Here is a 14797-nt window from a genome sequence, read left to right on the forward strand (position 1 = left end):
TTTCACTTAAGAAAAGCCTATCCATCCGGGTTATTTTTATTTAAGTGGTTATAATTAGACTAATAGAGAAAGCTAAAGGAGGAGCATTATGAGTAAGGAAAACACATCATACTTAGATTCAATATTTAAACTGAAGGAAAACAACACAAATGTTAAAACAGAAATAATAGCTGGAGTTACAACCTTTATTACTATGGCCTATATATTATTTGTTAATCCAGATATTCTTTCAGTGGCTGGTATGGATTTTAATGCAGTATTTATGGCTACCTGTATATCTGCTGCAATTGGTACCCTGATTATGGGGTTATATGCAAATCTACCCTTTGCACAGGCACCAGGAATGGGGTTAAATGCATTTTTTACCTTTGGAGTTGTTTTAACTCTTGGCTATACATGGCAGCAGGCATTGGCGGCTATATTTATTTCTGGAATACTATTTATTATATTAACAATTACTGGTGCTAGAGAGGCTATTGTAGAGGCAATACCAAATTCCCTTAAGCATGCTATTGGTGGTGGTATTGGTTTATTTATAGCATTGATAGGCTTTAAAAATGCAGGCATTGTAGTAACTGATGAAGCCACATTGGTGGCCTTTGGCAGCTTTTCTGACACAGCAGTATTATTATCGGTTATTGGTCTAGTCATAACTGGGATTTTAATGGCAAGAAAATTAAAGGGAGCCATTTTAATAGGTATAGTTTTAACAACGGTAATTGGAATACCAATGGGTGTCACCAGTACACAGTTAATGGAGTTTTCCTTCGACATTTCTCCAACATTATTTCAAATGGACTTTGCTGGCTTACTAGATATTGGCGAAGCAGGAATTGTGGGAGCATTGACAAGTGTTTTAACTGTGGTTATTTCCTTTAGCTTAGTTGATATGTTTGATACAATAGGTACACTAATTGGAACGGGTGCAAAAGCGGGAATGCTTGATGAAAAAGGAAAGCTTCCCAACATGAATAAAGCCCTATTGGCAGATGCCGTTGCAACATCGGCAGGTGCTATGCTGGGAACATCTACTGTTACAACCTATGTAGAATCGGCAGCAGGAGTGGCTGAAGGGGGAAAAACAGGGTTAACAGCAACAACAACAGGTATACTGTTTATTCTTGCAATTTTCTTAGCTCCTTTTGCTTTAATGGTACCAGCACAAGCAACAGCACCGGCCTTGATTGTTGTAGGGGTATTAATGATGGGGGCTGTTAAAGAAATAGATTTCGAAGATTTCTCTGAAGCTCTACCGGCCTTTTTGACAATTGCAGTAATGCCATTTTCCTTTAGTATTGCAAATGGTATTGCCGCCGGTATTATATTCTACTGCATAACAAAACTGTTTACTGGAAAAATAAAGGAAATACATCCGACAATGATATTGCTTGCAGTATTATTCATACTAAGATTTACTATATTACCCCACTAGGGTATCTGTTAGGCAGCTGAGGTTAAGCTGCCTTTACTTAACAAATATATTATTTAATTAGGGGTGAAACTATTGCATACACTTAATAACACTAAAATTGGGATTATTGGTGGAGGTCAATTAGGAAAAATGATGGCAATAGAAGGTAAAAAGCTAGGACTTAGGTTTATTATACTTGATCCACAGCCAGATTGTCCTGCCTCCTCAGTTGTAGATGAGCAAATTGTAGGTGACTTCTTTGATGATGAAAAAATAAAGGCATTAGCAGATAAAACAGATATAATAACCTATGAATTTGAACATATTTATGCTGATCTACTAATCCATCTAATAGAGGAGGGTTATAGGGTTTATCCTTCTCCTGAGGCATTGAAAATAATACAGGATAAGTATCATCAAAAGGAGTTTTTAACTAAAAAGGGAATAGAGGCTCCTGAGTTTAGAGAAATAAAAGGAATTGAAGATATATATAGGGCTATTGATGATATGGGACTACCCCTACTACTAAAAAGCAGGAGGGGGGGCTATGACGGTAAGGGAAATTATTTGATTAAAACAGAGGATGAGGTACAAACAGCCTATGAAATGCTGGGTGGAGATGAAAAACTATTGATGGTTGAGGCATTTGTAGATTTTAGAATGGAGATTTCAGCCATAGTGGCTAGAGGTGCTGGTGGGGAACAAAAAATATATCCCTTATCAGAGAATATCCACGAAAATAACATTCTTAAAACTACAATAGCTCCTGCTAGAGTTTCTGATGAAATAGCCCAAAAGGCAAAGTCAGTAGCAGAAGAGGTAGTGGAGGTATTGGACGGTGTAGGTGTATTTTGCATAGAGATGTTTGTAGATAAAAATGAAAAGGTCTTAATAAATGAAATAGCTCCGAGGGTACATAACTCAGGACACTATACCTTTGAAGGCTGCTATACCTCTCAATTTGAACAGCATTTAAGGGCGATATTAGGTTTACCTTTAGGTTCTACAGAGCTTATTAAGCCCAGTGTTATGATTAACCTGCTGGGTGAAGACAATTATACAGGTAATGCTAAAATAATTGGAGCAGAGAAGCTATTGGAAATACCTGCAGCATATCTTCATTTTTATGGAAAGAATATCTCTAAGCCCCAAAGAAAAATGGGTCATATAACCGTACTGGATTCAGATATAGAAAAGGCAATGGAAAAAGCAGAAAAGGCAAGAGGTCTAGTGAGAGTAATAGGTGAGGAGGCTATAATAAATGATTAACCCTAAAGTTGGAATTATAATGGGTAGTGATTCGGATTTACCAATAATGGGGGCTGCAGCGGAGATATTACAAAAGCTAGAGATACCCTTTGAAACCACTATAGTATCTGCTCACAGAACACCTGATAGATTATATGACTATAGCAATAAAGCAATAGACAGAGGAATAGAAGTTATTATTGCAGGAGCTGGGGGGGCTGCCCATTTACCAGGAATGGTGGCATCAATAACCACCCTACCTGTAATAGGGGTTCCCATAAAAACCAAAAGCTTAGGTGGAGTAGACTCCCTATATTCAATAGTACAGATGCCTCCTGGAGTTCCAGTGGCAGCTGTGGCCATAAATGGTGGTAAAAATGCAGGTATTTTAGCTGCACAGATTCTTTCAATAAAGTACCCAGAAATCAGTAAAAGACTACGGACCTACAAAGACAATTTAAAGGATATGGTACTGGAAAAGGCAGCTAAGCTTGAAGCTATAGGACACCAAAAATATCTATTGGAAATGGAAGAATAATTGATTATATCAATTACTGGGAGGGAACAATGTGAAGGCTATTAAAATGGAAATGCTTTATGAGGGTAAGGCTAAAAGGGTTTATAAAACAAACATAAATGATGTATATATAGTTTCATATAAGGATGATGCTACAGCATTTAACGGAATAAAAAAGGGAAAAATAAAGAATAAGGGTTTAGTTAACAATCAAATGTCAGCCATTTTATTTAAAGCTTTAGAGGACAAGGGCATAGAGAACCACTTTATAGAGAAGTTAAGCGATGGTGAAATGCTGGTGAAGGCAGTAGATATAATACCTTTAGAGGTTATAGTTAGAAATGTTGCTGCTGGCTCATTATCAAAAAGATTAGGGCTAGAGGAAGGAATGCAACTAAAATCTACTGTAATTGAGTTTTCCTATAAAAATGACCAGCTGGGGGACCCCCTATTAAATGACGATCATATAGAGATATTGGAAATCGTATCTAAGGAAGAATTGGCCTATATTAGACAGAAAGCATTAAAAATAAATGAAATACTACAGCAGTTATTTATAAAGAAGGGCTTAAGACTAATAGATTTTAAAATGGAATTTGGTAAATACAAAGGCAATATTATTTTAGCTGATGAAATATCCCCAGATACTTGTCGCCTGTGGGACTTAGAAACAAACGAGAAGATGGATAAGGACCGCTTTAGAAGAGATTTAGGTAATGTAACAGAAGCCTATGAAGAGGTATTAAATAGATTAAAGGAACTGGAGGAATAAAAATGAAGGCTAAGGTTTATGTAACCCTTAAAAAAAGCATTGCAGACCCACAGGGTAATGCTATTGGTAAAGCTTTAAATAAAATTGGCTACGATAATGTGGAGGATGTTCGAATAGGTAAGCTTATTGAAACAGAGCTGGGGGAAGTTACTAAGGAAACAGCAGAAAAGCAGTTGAAGGAAATGTGCGAAAAGCTGTTGGCAAATACAGTAATAGAACAGTACAGCTTTGAAGTATTAGGATAAGTCATTTAATGGTTGGTTTATCAAGGAGGAGGTTTATCATGAAATTTGGAATAGTTGTATTTCCAGGCTCAAATTGTGATATAGATTGCTATCATGCCCTAAGGGATAGCTTAAATCAGGATGTAGATTACATATGGCATGATACTGAAGGCTTAAAGGAGTATGATTGTATTATTTTACCTGGTGGTTTTTCCTATGGTGACTATCTAAGATGTGGAGCTGTAGCACCCTTCTCTAAAGTAATGGATGAAATTAGAGTCCACGCGGAAAAAGGCAAGCTTTTAGTGGGTATATGCAATGGGTTTCAGATATTAACCGAGATGGGGCTTTTACCAGGAGCACTTGTACGTAATAAAAATCTAAAATTCATTTGTAATACAGTACCATTAAAGGTTGAAAATATAGATACCCCCTTCACAAATAGGTGTGATTTGGGTCAAGTAATAAATATTCCTATAGCCCACGGGGAAGGAAATTATGTTGTGGAGAAGGATGAGCTAGCTAAAATGAAGGAAAACCGACAAATACTATTTACTTATCAAGAGAACCCAAATGGTTCAGTCTTAGATATAGCGGGAATTTGCAATGAGGGGAAAAATGTACTGGGAATGATGCCTCATCCTGAAAGAGCCTGTGAAGAGCTCCTTGGAAATCGAGAGGGAAGACTTGTTTTTGAATCCATTATAAGCTTTCTTGAAGGAGGTTGGAAAAGTGAGTAATTACCAAGCAGTAGGTCTAACTAGAGAAGAATACATGAAAATTATAGACTATATAGGAAGAGAACCAAACTTGCTGGAGCTTAACATGTATGGTGTAATGTGGTCTGAGCATTGTAGCTATAAGCATTCACGACCATTATTTAAGCATTTTCCCACCTCTGGAGAGAAGGTTTTACAGGGACCAGGTGAAAATGCAGGGATTGTAGATATTGGAGATAACTTGGCCATCGTAATGAAGATAGAAAGTCACAACCATCCATCTGCAATTGAACCCTATCAAGGTGCGGCAACTGGTGTTGGTGGTATAATTAGGGACATATTTGCAATGGGGGCTAGACCTATCGCTCTATTAAACTCATTAAGGTTTGGTGAAATAGAAAAATATGATAGGGTTAAGTACCTTCTTGAGGGTGTTGTTGAAGGGATAGCAGGCTATGGTAACTGTATTGGCATACCAACTGTTGGTGGAGAAGTTTACTTTAATAAATCCTATAATGGTAATCCGTTGGTTAACGCAATGTGTGTGGGTGTAATAGAGCATGACAAAATCCATAGGGGAAATGCATCTGGTGTTGGAAACTCAATAATGTATGTAGGGGCAGCCACCGGTAGAGATGGTATTGGAGGTGCAAGCTTTGCCTCAGTGGAGCTAACAGAGGAGTCTGAAGAAAAGCGTTCCGCTGTACAGGTAGGAGATCCTTTCATGGAAAAATTGCTTTTAGAGGCCTGCTTAGAATTATTAGATACTGGCTCAATTATAGGTATACAAGACTTAGGAGCCGCCGGCCTTACCTCCGCCTGCTGTGAAACAGCCACTAGAGGTGAAGGTGGTATGGAGATAGATGTCTTAAAGGTTCCACGACGTGAAAAGGGTATGCTACCTGTAGAGGTTATGATTTCTGAGTCCCAGGAAAGAATGCTGGTTATTGTCGAAAAGGGCAGGGAAGAGGAAGTAGAAAAAATAGTTGAAAAATGGGGGCTGCATGCTGTAGTAATAGGCAAGGTTACTGATAACGGTAGACTTGTTGTTAAAGAGGGTGACGGTATAGTTGCAGATCTGCCAGCCGAAAGCCTAGATTCCTCAGGAGCACCCAAGTACTATAGAGATTATGAAATACCTGATTATTATAGAGAGGCTAAAAAATTTAGGCCAGAAGATATTACTGAGCCTAAAAACTACAATGACACACTAACGTCTTTATTAAAATCACCTAACATCGCCAGTAAAGAGTGGATATATAGACAGTATGATCATATGGTAAGAACCAATACTGTAATAAAGCCTGGGTCCGATGCTGCAGTTCTTCGTATTAGAGGAACCAAAAAAGCTATAGCATTAACCACCGACTGTAATAGTAGGTATTGCTATCTTGATCCAAGGGAAGGAAGCAAAATTGCAGTATTGGAAGCAGCTAGAAACATTATATGTAGTGGAGGAAGGCCCCTTGCTATAACGGATGGACTAAACTTTGGAAATCCAGAAAAGCCAGATAGATATTGGCAGTTTAGAGAGTCAATAATAGGGATTAGTGAGGCCTGTAGAGAACTGGATACACCTGTAATAAGCGGTAACGTAAGCTTTTACAATGAAACTGACACCCAAGCAATTTATCCAACCCCTATAATTGGTATGGTTGGTGTTATTGACGATGTAGAAAAAACCTGTAGCATGGACTTTAAAGCTGTGGGGGATATAATTCTTCAAATAGGTGAGACGAAACCAGAAATTGGTGGAAGTGAGTATTTATCAGCTATTCATAATATGGAAACTGGAGAAATTCCATTTGTTAATATAGCAAGGGAAATAAAGGCACATAAAGCCATTTTAGAATCCATTGATAGGGGACTATTGGAGTCGGCCCATGACATAAGCGAAGGTGGAATAGCAGTTGGATTAGCTGAATGCTGTATGGGGAAGGGTATAGGTGCAAGGGTTAATCTGGAAACCAGCTTGAGAAGTGATTTTGAACTATTCTCAGAAAGTCAATCAAGATTTTTAGTTGCAATAAAGCCTGAAAATCTACAAAAGGTTATAGATATTTTTACTGAGTTTAAGGTGCCCTTTAAGCCTGTTGGAGAAACTTCAGGAGATTCACTTAATATAAATATTAATAATAAAGAGATTATAAACCTACCTATAACCAAAATGGAGGCACTTTGGAGAGGGGCAATAGAATGCTTAATACAGTAAATATTCATAAGCTCAAAGAAGAATGTGGTGTAGTAGGTGTATATAGTAATAGCTTTAAGTCAAAGGTTAGTAAAATGATATATTATGGACTAATTGCTCTACAGCATAGAGGGCAGGAAAGTGCAGGAATTGCAACCAATGATGGTGAGCTTGCCCACTTTCATAAGGGAATGGGATTAGTGTCAGAGGTTTTTGATGATTCTATTTTTCAAAAGTTACAGGGACATATTGGTATTGGACATGTTAGATATTCTACAACTGGAGAAAGCTATATAGCCAATGCTCAGCCCCTTGTGGTTAAGTATAGAAAGGGAAGCATAGGATTAGCCCATAATGGAAATCTAACTAATGCAGCCCTTTTGAGGGAAAGACTAGAGGATGACGGAGTAGTATTTCAAACAACAATAGATAGTGAAGTAATTGTAAATTTAATTGCCCGTTATAGTGGTGAAGGATTAAGCTATGCAATAGAACGAACTATGGACCTAATAAAAGGTGCATATGCTATAGTTGTGATGACAGAAGATCAGCTGATAGGGGTAAGGGATTCCTATGGCTTAAGACCACTATGTGTTGGCAAATTAGAGGATGAATATGTAATTGCATCCGAAAGCTGTGCCTTAGATGTTATGGGGGCTAAGTTCATTAAGGATGTTGAGCCAGGGGAAATGGTAATAATAAACAAGGAAGGCGTTAACTACAAAAAGGTTGAAAAGGGAGTTAAAAAGGCATCCTGTATATTCGAGTATATATATTTTGCCCGTCCTGATAGTATCATCGACGGTGTAAGCATATATCATGCACGAAAAAACGCAGGAGCAATTCTTGCTAAAGAACACCCGGTAGAGGCTGACATGGTAATTGCAGTACCTGATACCTCTATACCTGCTGCTATAGGCTATGCAGAAACATTAGGTATACCATTTGGCGAGGGCTTCATTAAGAATAGATATATTGGAAGAACCTTTATACAGCCAGAGCAGAGCATGAGGGAAATGGCTGTTTTACTAAAGCTAAACCCAATGAGAAATGCTGTTGAAGGAAAGCGTATAGTTATGATTGACGATTCAATTGTTAGGGGAACCACAAGTCGACAAATAGTAAGCAGCTTAAAAAGGGCAGGTGCAAAAGAGGTGCATGTACGTATCAGCTCACCTCCTGTTGCCCATAGCTGTTACTATGGAATAGATACACCAGATCGAAATCAGTTGATTGGTGCAGTAAAAACTGTAGATGAAATATGTAATGTAATTGGAGCCGATAGCTTGGGCTATATAAGCTTAAGGGGTTTAAAGGATTCAGTAGGGATAGCCGACGACCCTTTTTGTCATGCATGCTTCTGTGGCAATTACCCAATTGAAGTGCCCAATGAAGTTCGTAACAAAGGCTTTAATAGGTCAGGAGGGGATATTTAACATGGATAAGCTTAATTACAGCACTGCAGGTGTCAATGTGGATGAAGGACAAAGAGCAGTAGATTTAATGAAGGAGCATGTAAAAAGTACATTTACCCCTCAGGTGCTAACAGATATCGGAGGATTTGGTGGTTTATTTGCCCTAGATTTAAAGGATATTAAAGAGCCGATTTTAGTTTCTGGAACAGATGGAGTGGGAACAAAGCTAAAAATAGCCTTTATGACAGATAGGCATGACACAATTGGTATGGACTGTGTTGCAATGTGTGTAAATGATATATTATGCCAGGGAGCAAAGCCCTTATTTTTTCTGGATTATATAGCTACTGGTAAACTAAAGGCTGAGAAAGCAGCAGAAATAGTTAAGGGAATAGCAGCTGGTTGCAAAGAAGCAGGCTGCTCACTAATTGGTGGAGAAACAGCTGAAATGCCAGGCTTTTATGGGGATGGAGAATATGATGTTGCAGGCTTTGCTGTAGGTATTGTCGATAAGAAAAATATAATAACAGGTGCAAATATAAAGGCTGGAGATATTGTGATTGGATTACCCTCCAGTGGAGTTCATAGTAACGGCTATTCCCTAGTAAGAAAGCTATTTTTTGATATTAAGGGCTTCAATATTGATAGTAGGGTTGATGGACTAGATAAATCCATAGGAGAAGAGCTTTTAACTCCTACAAAAATCTATGTAAAATCAGTTTTGAAAGCCATGAAAAAGGTTGAAATTAAAGGTATTGCCCACATCACCGGTGGTGGCTTTTATGAGAACCTACCTAGAATTTTGCCCCAAAACACAAATATAAATATAAGGCTGGGGAGCTGGCCAATTCCATCTATATTTAATATAATTCAAAGTTACGGTAATGTTGAAGCTGCTGACATGTATAAAACCTTCAATATGGGTATTGGAATGATGCTGGTGGTAAACAAGGAGGATGTTAAAATAGCAATGGGTTCTCTACAGGAGGCTGGTGAAAAACCTTATGAAATAGGGACTATAACAGAAGGTAAAAGACAGGTGGTATTATGTCGAAATTAAGGCTGGCTGTTCTAATATCAGGGGGAGGTACAAACCTTCAAGCCATTATTGACGGAGTTGAAAAGGGATATATCAATGGTAGTATTGATTTAGTAATATCAAGCAATAGAAATGCTTATGGCTTAAAAAGAGCAGAAAATCATAATATACCTACAATGATAATAGACAAAAGTCAATATCCATGTAGTGAAAAAAGACAAAATTTGATATATGAGGTATTAAAGGCTAAAGAAGTAGGGCTTGTAGTGCTGGCTGGCTACTTAGAAATAATATCAAATCAATTAATAGAAGCCTTTAAAAATAGAATAATCAATGTTCATCCCTCTTTAATACCTAGTTTTTCTGGAAGGGGCTTCTTCGGTGATAAAGTCCATAAAGATGCAATAAGAAGAGGAGTCAAAATCTCTGGAGCAACAGTACATTTTGTAAATGAAGAAACAGACGGAGGCCCTATAATTCTACAAAAATCTGTGGAGGTAAGCTATAGGGATGAAGTGAAGGATTTAAAAGAAAAGGTACTTAAAATAGAACACATTATTCTCACAGAAGCAATAAAGCTATTTTCAGAGGATAGGATAGAGGTTGTTAATAATCGTGTAAGAATAAAGTAAAGAGGTGTAGATATGATCAAAAGAGCTTTGATAAGTGTATCGGATAAGACAGGGGTAGTAGAGCTTGCTATAAAGCTATATAAAATGGGTATTGAAATAATTTCAACAGGAGGAACTGCAAAGCTTCTTAGGGAATCAGGAGTTAATGCCCTTGATATAAGCCAAATTACTGGTTTTCCTGAGTGCCTTGATGGGAGGGTTAAAACCCTACATCCAGCTGTACACGGAGGTATTTTAGCAATAAGGAGTAATGAAAGTCATATGAAGACTATAAAGCAGTTAAACATTACACCCATAGATATGGTTATAATTAACCTATATCCCTTTAAAGAAACAATTCTAAAGGAAAACACAACCTTAGATGAGGCTATAGAAAATATTGATATAGGTGGTCCTGCAATGCTAAGATCAGCTGCGAAAAATTATAGAGATGTGACAGTAATTATTGATCCAAATGACTATGAAGGGGTTATTAAGGAGATAGAAACCACAGGCGATACCACAGAAGAAACAAGATATAATTTAGCCTTAAAGGTATTTAGACATACCAGTCATTATGATGCTATGATTGCAAATTACTTAGGAAATAATATAGAGGATACTCCACAAACCTTAACCTTGACCTATGAAAAGCTCCAAGATTTAAGATATGGTGAAAATCCCCATCAAAAAGCTATATTCTACAAAGAAGTTGGAGGTAGAATAGGAAGCTTAGTTGAAGGTGAACAATTACAAGGAAAAGAGCTCTCCTTTAATAATATAAATGATGCCAACGGAGCACTTGAGCTATTAAAGGAGTTTGATGAGACAACCCTTGTGGCTGTAAAGCATACAAATCCATGTGGAGTAGCCTCAGGAAAAACCATATTTGAGGCCTTTAAAAAGGTTTATGAAGCAGACTCTATATCAATATTTGGAGGTATTATAGCCGCCAACGATACTATTGATGGCAAAACAGCTGAAGCCATGAAGGATATATTTTTAGAGGTTATTATTGCACCAGATTTTACACAAGAAGCACTTGAGATATTTAAAGCTAAGAAGAATATAAGATTAATAAAATTAAAGGATATTAAGGCATCAGAGGTTAAGGATATTGACATAAAAAAGGTATATGGAGGTATTTTAATACAAGAAAAGAATATGGCTTTAATACATAAGAGTGAGATTGTAACCAAGAAGCAACCTACAAAACAAGAAATGGAGGACCTTGTTTTTGCCTATAAAGTTGTTAAGCATATGAAATCTAATGCTATTGCTATTGCAAAAAACAAGCAAACCCTAGCTTTAGGACCAGGACAAACAGCGAGAGTTTGGGCACTTAATAATGCAATAGAAAATTGCAGGCATGATTTATCAGGAAGTGTATTAGCCTCAGATGCATTTTTTCCCTTTAAAGATAGTGTCGAATTGGCAAGCAGGGCTGGAATAAAAGCAATTATTCAACCTGGTGGTTCCTTAAAGGATCAAGAATCTATAGATGAATGCAATGAAAAAAATATTTCAATGGTGTTTACTGGCATAAGACACTTTAAGCACTAGTGAAATTGTTTAGCATACTTATTAACTGTATTGATTAGTATAGATTGGTGGTGAAGGTATGAAGGTATTGGTTATAGGTGGTGGAGGAAGAGAGCATGCTATTGTTTGGAAGCTAAATCAAAGCCCACAGGTTTCTAAAATATATTGTGCCCCAGGAAATCCAGGAATTGCAGAAATTGCCGAATGTATTAAGATTAATGAAGCTGAGATTCAGAAATTAGTCGAATTTTCCCGGGAAATAAGCATTGACTTGGTTGTAGTTGGACCAGAGAAACCACTGGTTGCAGGTATAGTAGACAGCTTTAGAAAAGAGGGCATAAGAGTTATTGGACCTACACAAAAAGGGGCTCAGCTTGAGGGTAGTAAATCCTTCTCAAAAAAGTTTATGGAAAAATATAAAATACCTACAGCTGTATATAGGGAGATAAATATTTATGCTGAAGGAATAGAAGCACTAAAGGATTACAGCCTTCCTGTTGTTTTAAAGGCTGATGGATTAGCAGCAGGTAAAGGGGTATTGATTTGTGAAACTATGGAGGAAGCCGAAAAAGGACTAAAGGATATTTTAGTTGATAGGGTATTTGAGGATGCTGGTAATAAAGCTGTTATTGAAGAATTCTTAGTTGGTATTGAAACTTCAATTCTATGCTTTGTAGACGGAGAAACCATTATCCCCATGGTTGGCAGTCAAGACCACAAAAGAATATTTGATGGAGATATGGGACCAAATACTGGCGGCATGGGAACCTATTCTCCTAACCTAGTATATACAAAACAAATTGCTGCCGAGGTAGAGGAAAAAATATTAAAACCAACCTTAAAAGGAATACAGGAAGAGGATATGGATTACCGAGGCATTCTTTTTATTGGATTAATGATTACAGAGGATGGGCCAAAGGTTTTAGAATATAATGTAAGGTTTGGAGACCCAGAGACCCAGGTGGTTCTAACAAGATTGAATACAGACCTGTACGAAATATTTAATAGTATTGAAAGGAAATCCTTAAAATCCATTGATATTTCTTGGTCTAATGAAGCGGCTGTATGCGTCATATTGGCATCTGGAGGCTATCCGGGTAGTTATAGAAAAGGTATTGAAATAAGTGGACTTGATAAAATAGAGACTGACATTATGTTATTTCATGCAGGAACAAAAAAAGAAAAGGGCATTACATATACCAATGACGGAAGGGTATTGGGTGTAACAGCTACTGCCATCACTATTGAAGAAGCAAGGAAGAAGGTATATGAGAATGTAGCAAAAATAAGCTTTGATGGTATGCAGTATAGAAGAGATATTGCAATTAAATAGTTTTTAACCTGTAGATAAAGCAATAGGTAATAAACCTCCTAAAACCTCCCAAATTTATCTGCAGGTTTTTTTATTTTGATTTATTTCAGTAGTTCACCAACTAAAAATACATATTAAAATAAAAGCTGTGAAGAATAAAGCTATAATACTACATTTTTCCTATTAAAATAATATGATAAAATATAAAGAAATGCCATTAATAAGGCTGCAACATCATATGGAGGTTTTTATGATAAAGAAGTTATTTTTTTTCGCTTTATTTTTTGTTTTTTTCTCAAGCATTTATGGGGGAATGAACTATTATGTATACCTTCAATTGGTAAATCATTTTAACATTGTAGGTGGTTTAAGACTAATGGTTCAGTTTGCTTTTTGGTTATTTGCCAGTAGTTATATATTAGGCAAAATAATTAAAAGGGGTAAATTTATTTTTTATATTACTTATTTAGGGGCTATCTGGATGGGTTGCTTGTCCATTTCAGTTTTTGTTTTTATATTAAGGGACACTGCAATTTATTTTATGCCAAATTATTCTATGATACTAGAAAATTTAGCAGTTGTATTAATTCCTGTACTAATAATTGCTTCTATAATTAATGCCTTAAAAGGACCCATAGTTAAAGAGGTAGAGGTAAAACCTTCAAAAAACCTAGAAAAAAGTCTAAATATTATACATTTGTCTGACATTCATTTGAATGTAATGACATCTGTTAATTGGCTAAAGGGTATAGTAAATAAGGTTAATAGTTTAAAGCCAGACATTATTGTAATAACAGGAGATTTAGTGGATGATGAATATAGTAGTATAGAGGCCTTTGCCTCTACTATGAAGGGCTTTAAGGCAAAACATGGAGTTTTTGCAGTTTCGGGAAATCATGAGGTATATGTAGGTATAGAAAACTTCAAGAATTTTTGCAGGGCTGCTGATATTAAGGTAATAGATAATACAAGCATAAATCTTGAAGGCATTAATTTAATAGGCGTCAGTGATATGTATAGAAGAAAAGGGAAGGATAACTTACTCATTGAGGGAATTGTTAAGGCTTGTGACTTAAGTAAATATAATATATTATTATGCCATGAACCAATACACTTTAAAAATGCAGTTGAAAAGGGAATTGATCTACAGCTCTCTGGACATACCCATAGAGGGCAAATACCACCACTTAACTTTTTAGTTCCATTTGTCTATAGGTATACATATGGTCTATACAGATATAAAAATAGCTTTATCTATACTACTTCTGGAACAGGAACCTGGGGACCTCCAATGAGGCTGTTTTCCGATTCTGAAATAGTTAGCTTAAAGCTTACTAATTAAGAAAGAAATAATACATTTAATAATGTTGGATTTATATGTAAGTTTAATACATAGCTAACAGATTATTAGCTATGTATTTTAGCTTATGATGAAGCTATTTGTTCTTTTTAATAATTTTGTCCCAATCCTCTTGATAAAAGTGTTGACTGCTAAGGTAATCTACATCCTTCACCATGTCTAATGGCATTACATATGGATTCATAGGTCTATTAATGATATTATAATCTCTTTTATTATAGGTTTCATCTATAATATCCTGTGGGTTACGAAAGCCTTCTTTGTTCTTTTTCATGATTAGCTTATTCCTCCTATTTAGATTAGTATTTAGTTGTTTGCAAAATGCCGAAACCATTGAAATTAAAGCATTTTAGCAATGTATTTATATTGTTTTCCTCCTCTAAATATAGTAAAATATAGGTATACCGACCAAAAATACTATAAAGAGGAGAAAAAC

14 protein-coding genes are annotated in these 14797 nt (G+C 36.4%); 13 read left to right on the forward strand and 1 reads right to left on the reverse strand.

Translation table 11 applies throughout. The features are described from left to right. The first annotated feature begins 88 nt into the window (after positions 1–88). The 13 genes from F8154_RS08980 to F8154_RS09040 all read left to right on the forward strand — a co-directional run bounded on the left by F8154_RS08980 (position 89) and on the right by F8154_RS09040 (position 14343). The gene (locus F8154_RS08980) at positions 89–1432 is read left to right on the forward strand and encodes an NCS2 family permease (RefSeq protein WP_151861282.1); all 1344 of its coding nucleotides are present in this window, start codon (positions 89–91) and stop codon (positions 1430–1432) included. A 63-nt stretch (positions 1433–1495) separates the two neighbouring features. Continuing rightward, the gene (locus F8154_RS08985) at positions 1496–2680 is read left to right on the forward strand and encodes a 5-(carboxyamino)imidazole ribonucleotide synthase (protein ID WP_151861283.1); all 1185 of its coding nucleotides are present in this window, start codon (positions 1496–1498) and stop codon (positions 2678–2680) included. Next, positions 2673–3197, forward strand: a complete 525-nt coding sequence (gene purE, locus F8154_RS08990; protein ID WP_151861284.1) for a 5-(carboxyamino)imidazole ribonucleotide mutase — start codon at positions 2673–2675, stop codon at positions 3195–3197. Before F8154_RS08985 ends, purE begins: the two co-directional genes overlap by 8 nt. Before the next feature lie 31 nt (positions 3198–3228). Next, the gene (gene purC, locus F8154_RS08995) at positions 3229–3948 is read left to right on the forward strand and encodes a phosphoribosylaminoimidazolesuccinocarboxamide synthase (RefSeq protein WP_330577869.1); all 720 of its coding nucleotides are present in this window, start codon (positions 3229–3231) and stop codon (positions 3946–3948) included. 2 nt (positions 3949–3950) lie between these two features. After that, the gene (purS, locus tag F8154_RS09000) at positions 3951–4193 is read left to right on the forward strand and encodes a phosphoribosylformylglycinamidine synthase subunit PurS (RefSeq protein WP_151861285.1); all 243 of its coding nucleotides are present in this window, start codon (positions 3951–3953) and stop codon (positions 4191–4193) included. Between the two features lie 38 nt (positions 4194–4231). Then, positions 4232–4912 carry a phosphoribosylformylglycinamidine synthase subunit PurQ gene (purQ, locus tag F8154_RS09005; RefSeq protein WP_151861286.1) on the forward strand — a complete coding sequence of 227 codons (681 nt, stop codon included), beginning with the start codon at positions 4232–4234 and terminating at the stop codon, positions 4910–4912. Beyond that, a complete protein-coding gene (purL, locus tag F8154_RS09010; RefSeq protein WP_207706870.1) occupies positions 4905–7103 on the forward strand; it encodes a phosphoribosylformylglycinamidine synthase subunit PurL in 2199 nt (732 codons plus the stop codon). The genes purQ and purL overlap by 8 nt, the downstream gene beginning before the upstream one ends. After that, entirely contained in the window at positions 7088–8518 is a 1431-nt protein-coding gene (gene purF / locus F8154_RS09015; RefSeq protein ID WP_151861287.1) for an amidophosphoribosyltransferase, read from the forward strand. The genes purL and purF overlap by 16 nt, the downstream gene beginning before the upstream one ends. Position 8519: 1 nt before the next feature. Continuing rightward, positions 8520–9557, forward strand: coding sequence for a phosphoribosylformylglycinamidine cyclo-ligase (gene purM, locus F8154_RS09020; RefSeq protein WP_151861288.1), 1038 nt, complete (start codon positions 8520–8522; stop codon positions 9555–9557). Then, positions 9545–10168: a phosphoribosylglycinamide formyltransferase gene (purN, locus tag F8154_RS09025; RefSeq protein ID WP_151861289.1), complete on the forward strand. Its 624-nt coding sequence runs from the start codon at positions 9545–9547 to the stop codon at positions 10166–10168. The genes purM and purN overlap by 13 nt, the downstream gene beginning before the upstream one ends. A gap of 12 nt (positions 10169–10180) precedes the next feature. Next, a complete protein-coding gene (gene purH / locus F8154_RS09030; RefSeq protein ID WP_151861290.1) occupies positions 10181–11710 on the forward strand; it encodes a bifunctional phosphoribosylaminoimidazolecarboxamide formyltransferase/IMP cyclohydrolase in 1530 nt (509 codons plus the stop codon). Between the two features lie 58 nt (positions 11711–11768). Then, positions 11769–13022, forward strand: coding sequence for a phosphoribosylamine--glycine ligase (gene purD / locus F8154_RS09035; protein WP_151861291.1), 1254 nt, complete (start codon positions 11769–11771; stop codon positions 13020–13022). 229 nt (positions 13023–13251) lie between these two features. Beyond that, on the forward strand, positions 13252–14343 hold the full coding sequence (locus F8154_RS09040; RefSeq protein ID WP_192930224.1) for a metallophosphoesterase: 1092 nt from the start codon (positions 13252–13254) through the stop codon (positions 14341–14343). A gap of 94 nt (positions 14344–14437) precedes the next feature. Here F8154_RS09040 and F8154_RS09045 read toward each other — a convergent pair whose 3' ends face one another. Further along, positions 14438–14635, reverse strand: coding sequence for a hypothetical protein (locus F8154_RS09045; RefSeq protein ID WP_151861293.1), 198 nt, complete (start codon positions 14633–14635; stop codon positions 14438–14440). Positions 14636–14797: the final 162 nt, after the last annotated feature.

The organism is Alkaliphilus pronyensis (assembly GCF_009017275.1).
Taxonomy (GTDB): Bacteria; Bacillota; Clostridia; order Peptostreptococcales; family Natronincolaceae; genus Alkaliphilus_C; species Alkaliphilus_C pronyensis.

Coding starts and splice junctions, on each gene's coding strand:
- F8154_RS08980 (WP_151861282.1), top strand. CDS start 89: ATGAGTAAGGAAAACACATCATACTTAGATTCAATATTTAAACTGAAG.
- purE (WP_151861284.1), top strand. CDS start 2,673: ATGATTAACCCTAAAGTTGGAATTATAATGGGTAGTGATTCGGATTTA.
- purS (WP_151861285.1), top strand. CDS start 3,951: ATGAAGGCTAAGGTTTATGTAACCCTTAAAAAAAGCATTGCAGACCCA.
- purQ (WP_151861286.1), top strand. CDS start 4,232: ATGAAATTTGGAATAGTTGTATTTCCAGGCTCAAATTGTGATATAGAT.
- purF (WP_151861287.1), top strand. CDS start 7,088: ATGCTTAATACAGTAAATATTCATAAGCTCAAAGAAGAATGTGGTGTA.
- purM (WP_151861288.1), top strand. CDS start 8,520: ATGGATAAGCTTAATTACAGCACTGCAGGTGTCAATGTGGATGAAGGA.
- purN (WP_151861289.1), top strand. CDS start 9,545: ATGTCGAAATTAAGGCTGGCTGTTCTAATATCAGGGGGAGGTACAAAC.
- purH (WP_151861290.1), top strand. CDS start 10,181: ATGATCAAAAGAGCTTTGATAAGTGTATCGGATAAGACAGGGGTAGTA.
- purD (WP_151861291.1), top strand. CDS start 11,769: ATGAAGGTATTGGTTATAGGTGGTGGAGGAAGAGAGCATGCTATTGTT.
- F8154_RS09040 (WP_192930224.1), top strand. CDS start 13,252: ATGATAAAGAAGTTATTTTTTTTCGCTTTATTTTTTGTTTTTTTCTCA.
- F8154_RS09045 (WP_151861293.1), bottom strand. CDS start 14,635: ATGAAAAAGAACAAAGAAGGCTTTCGTAACCCACAGGATATTATAGAT.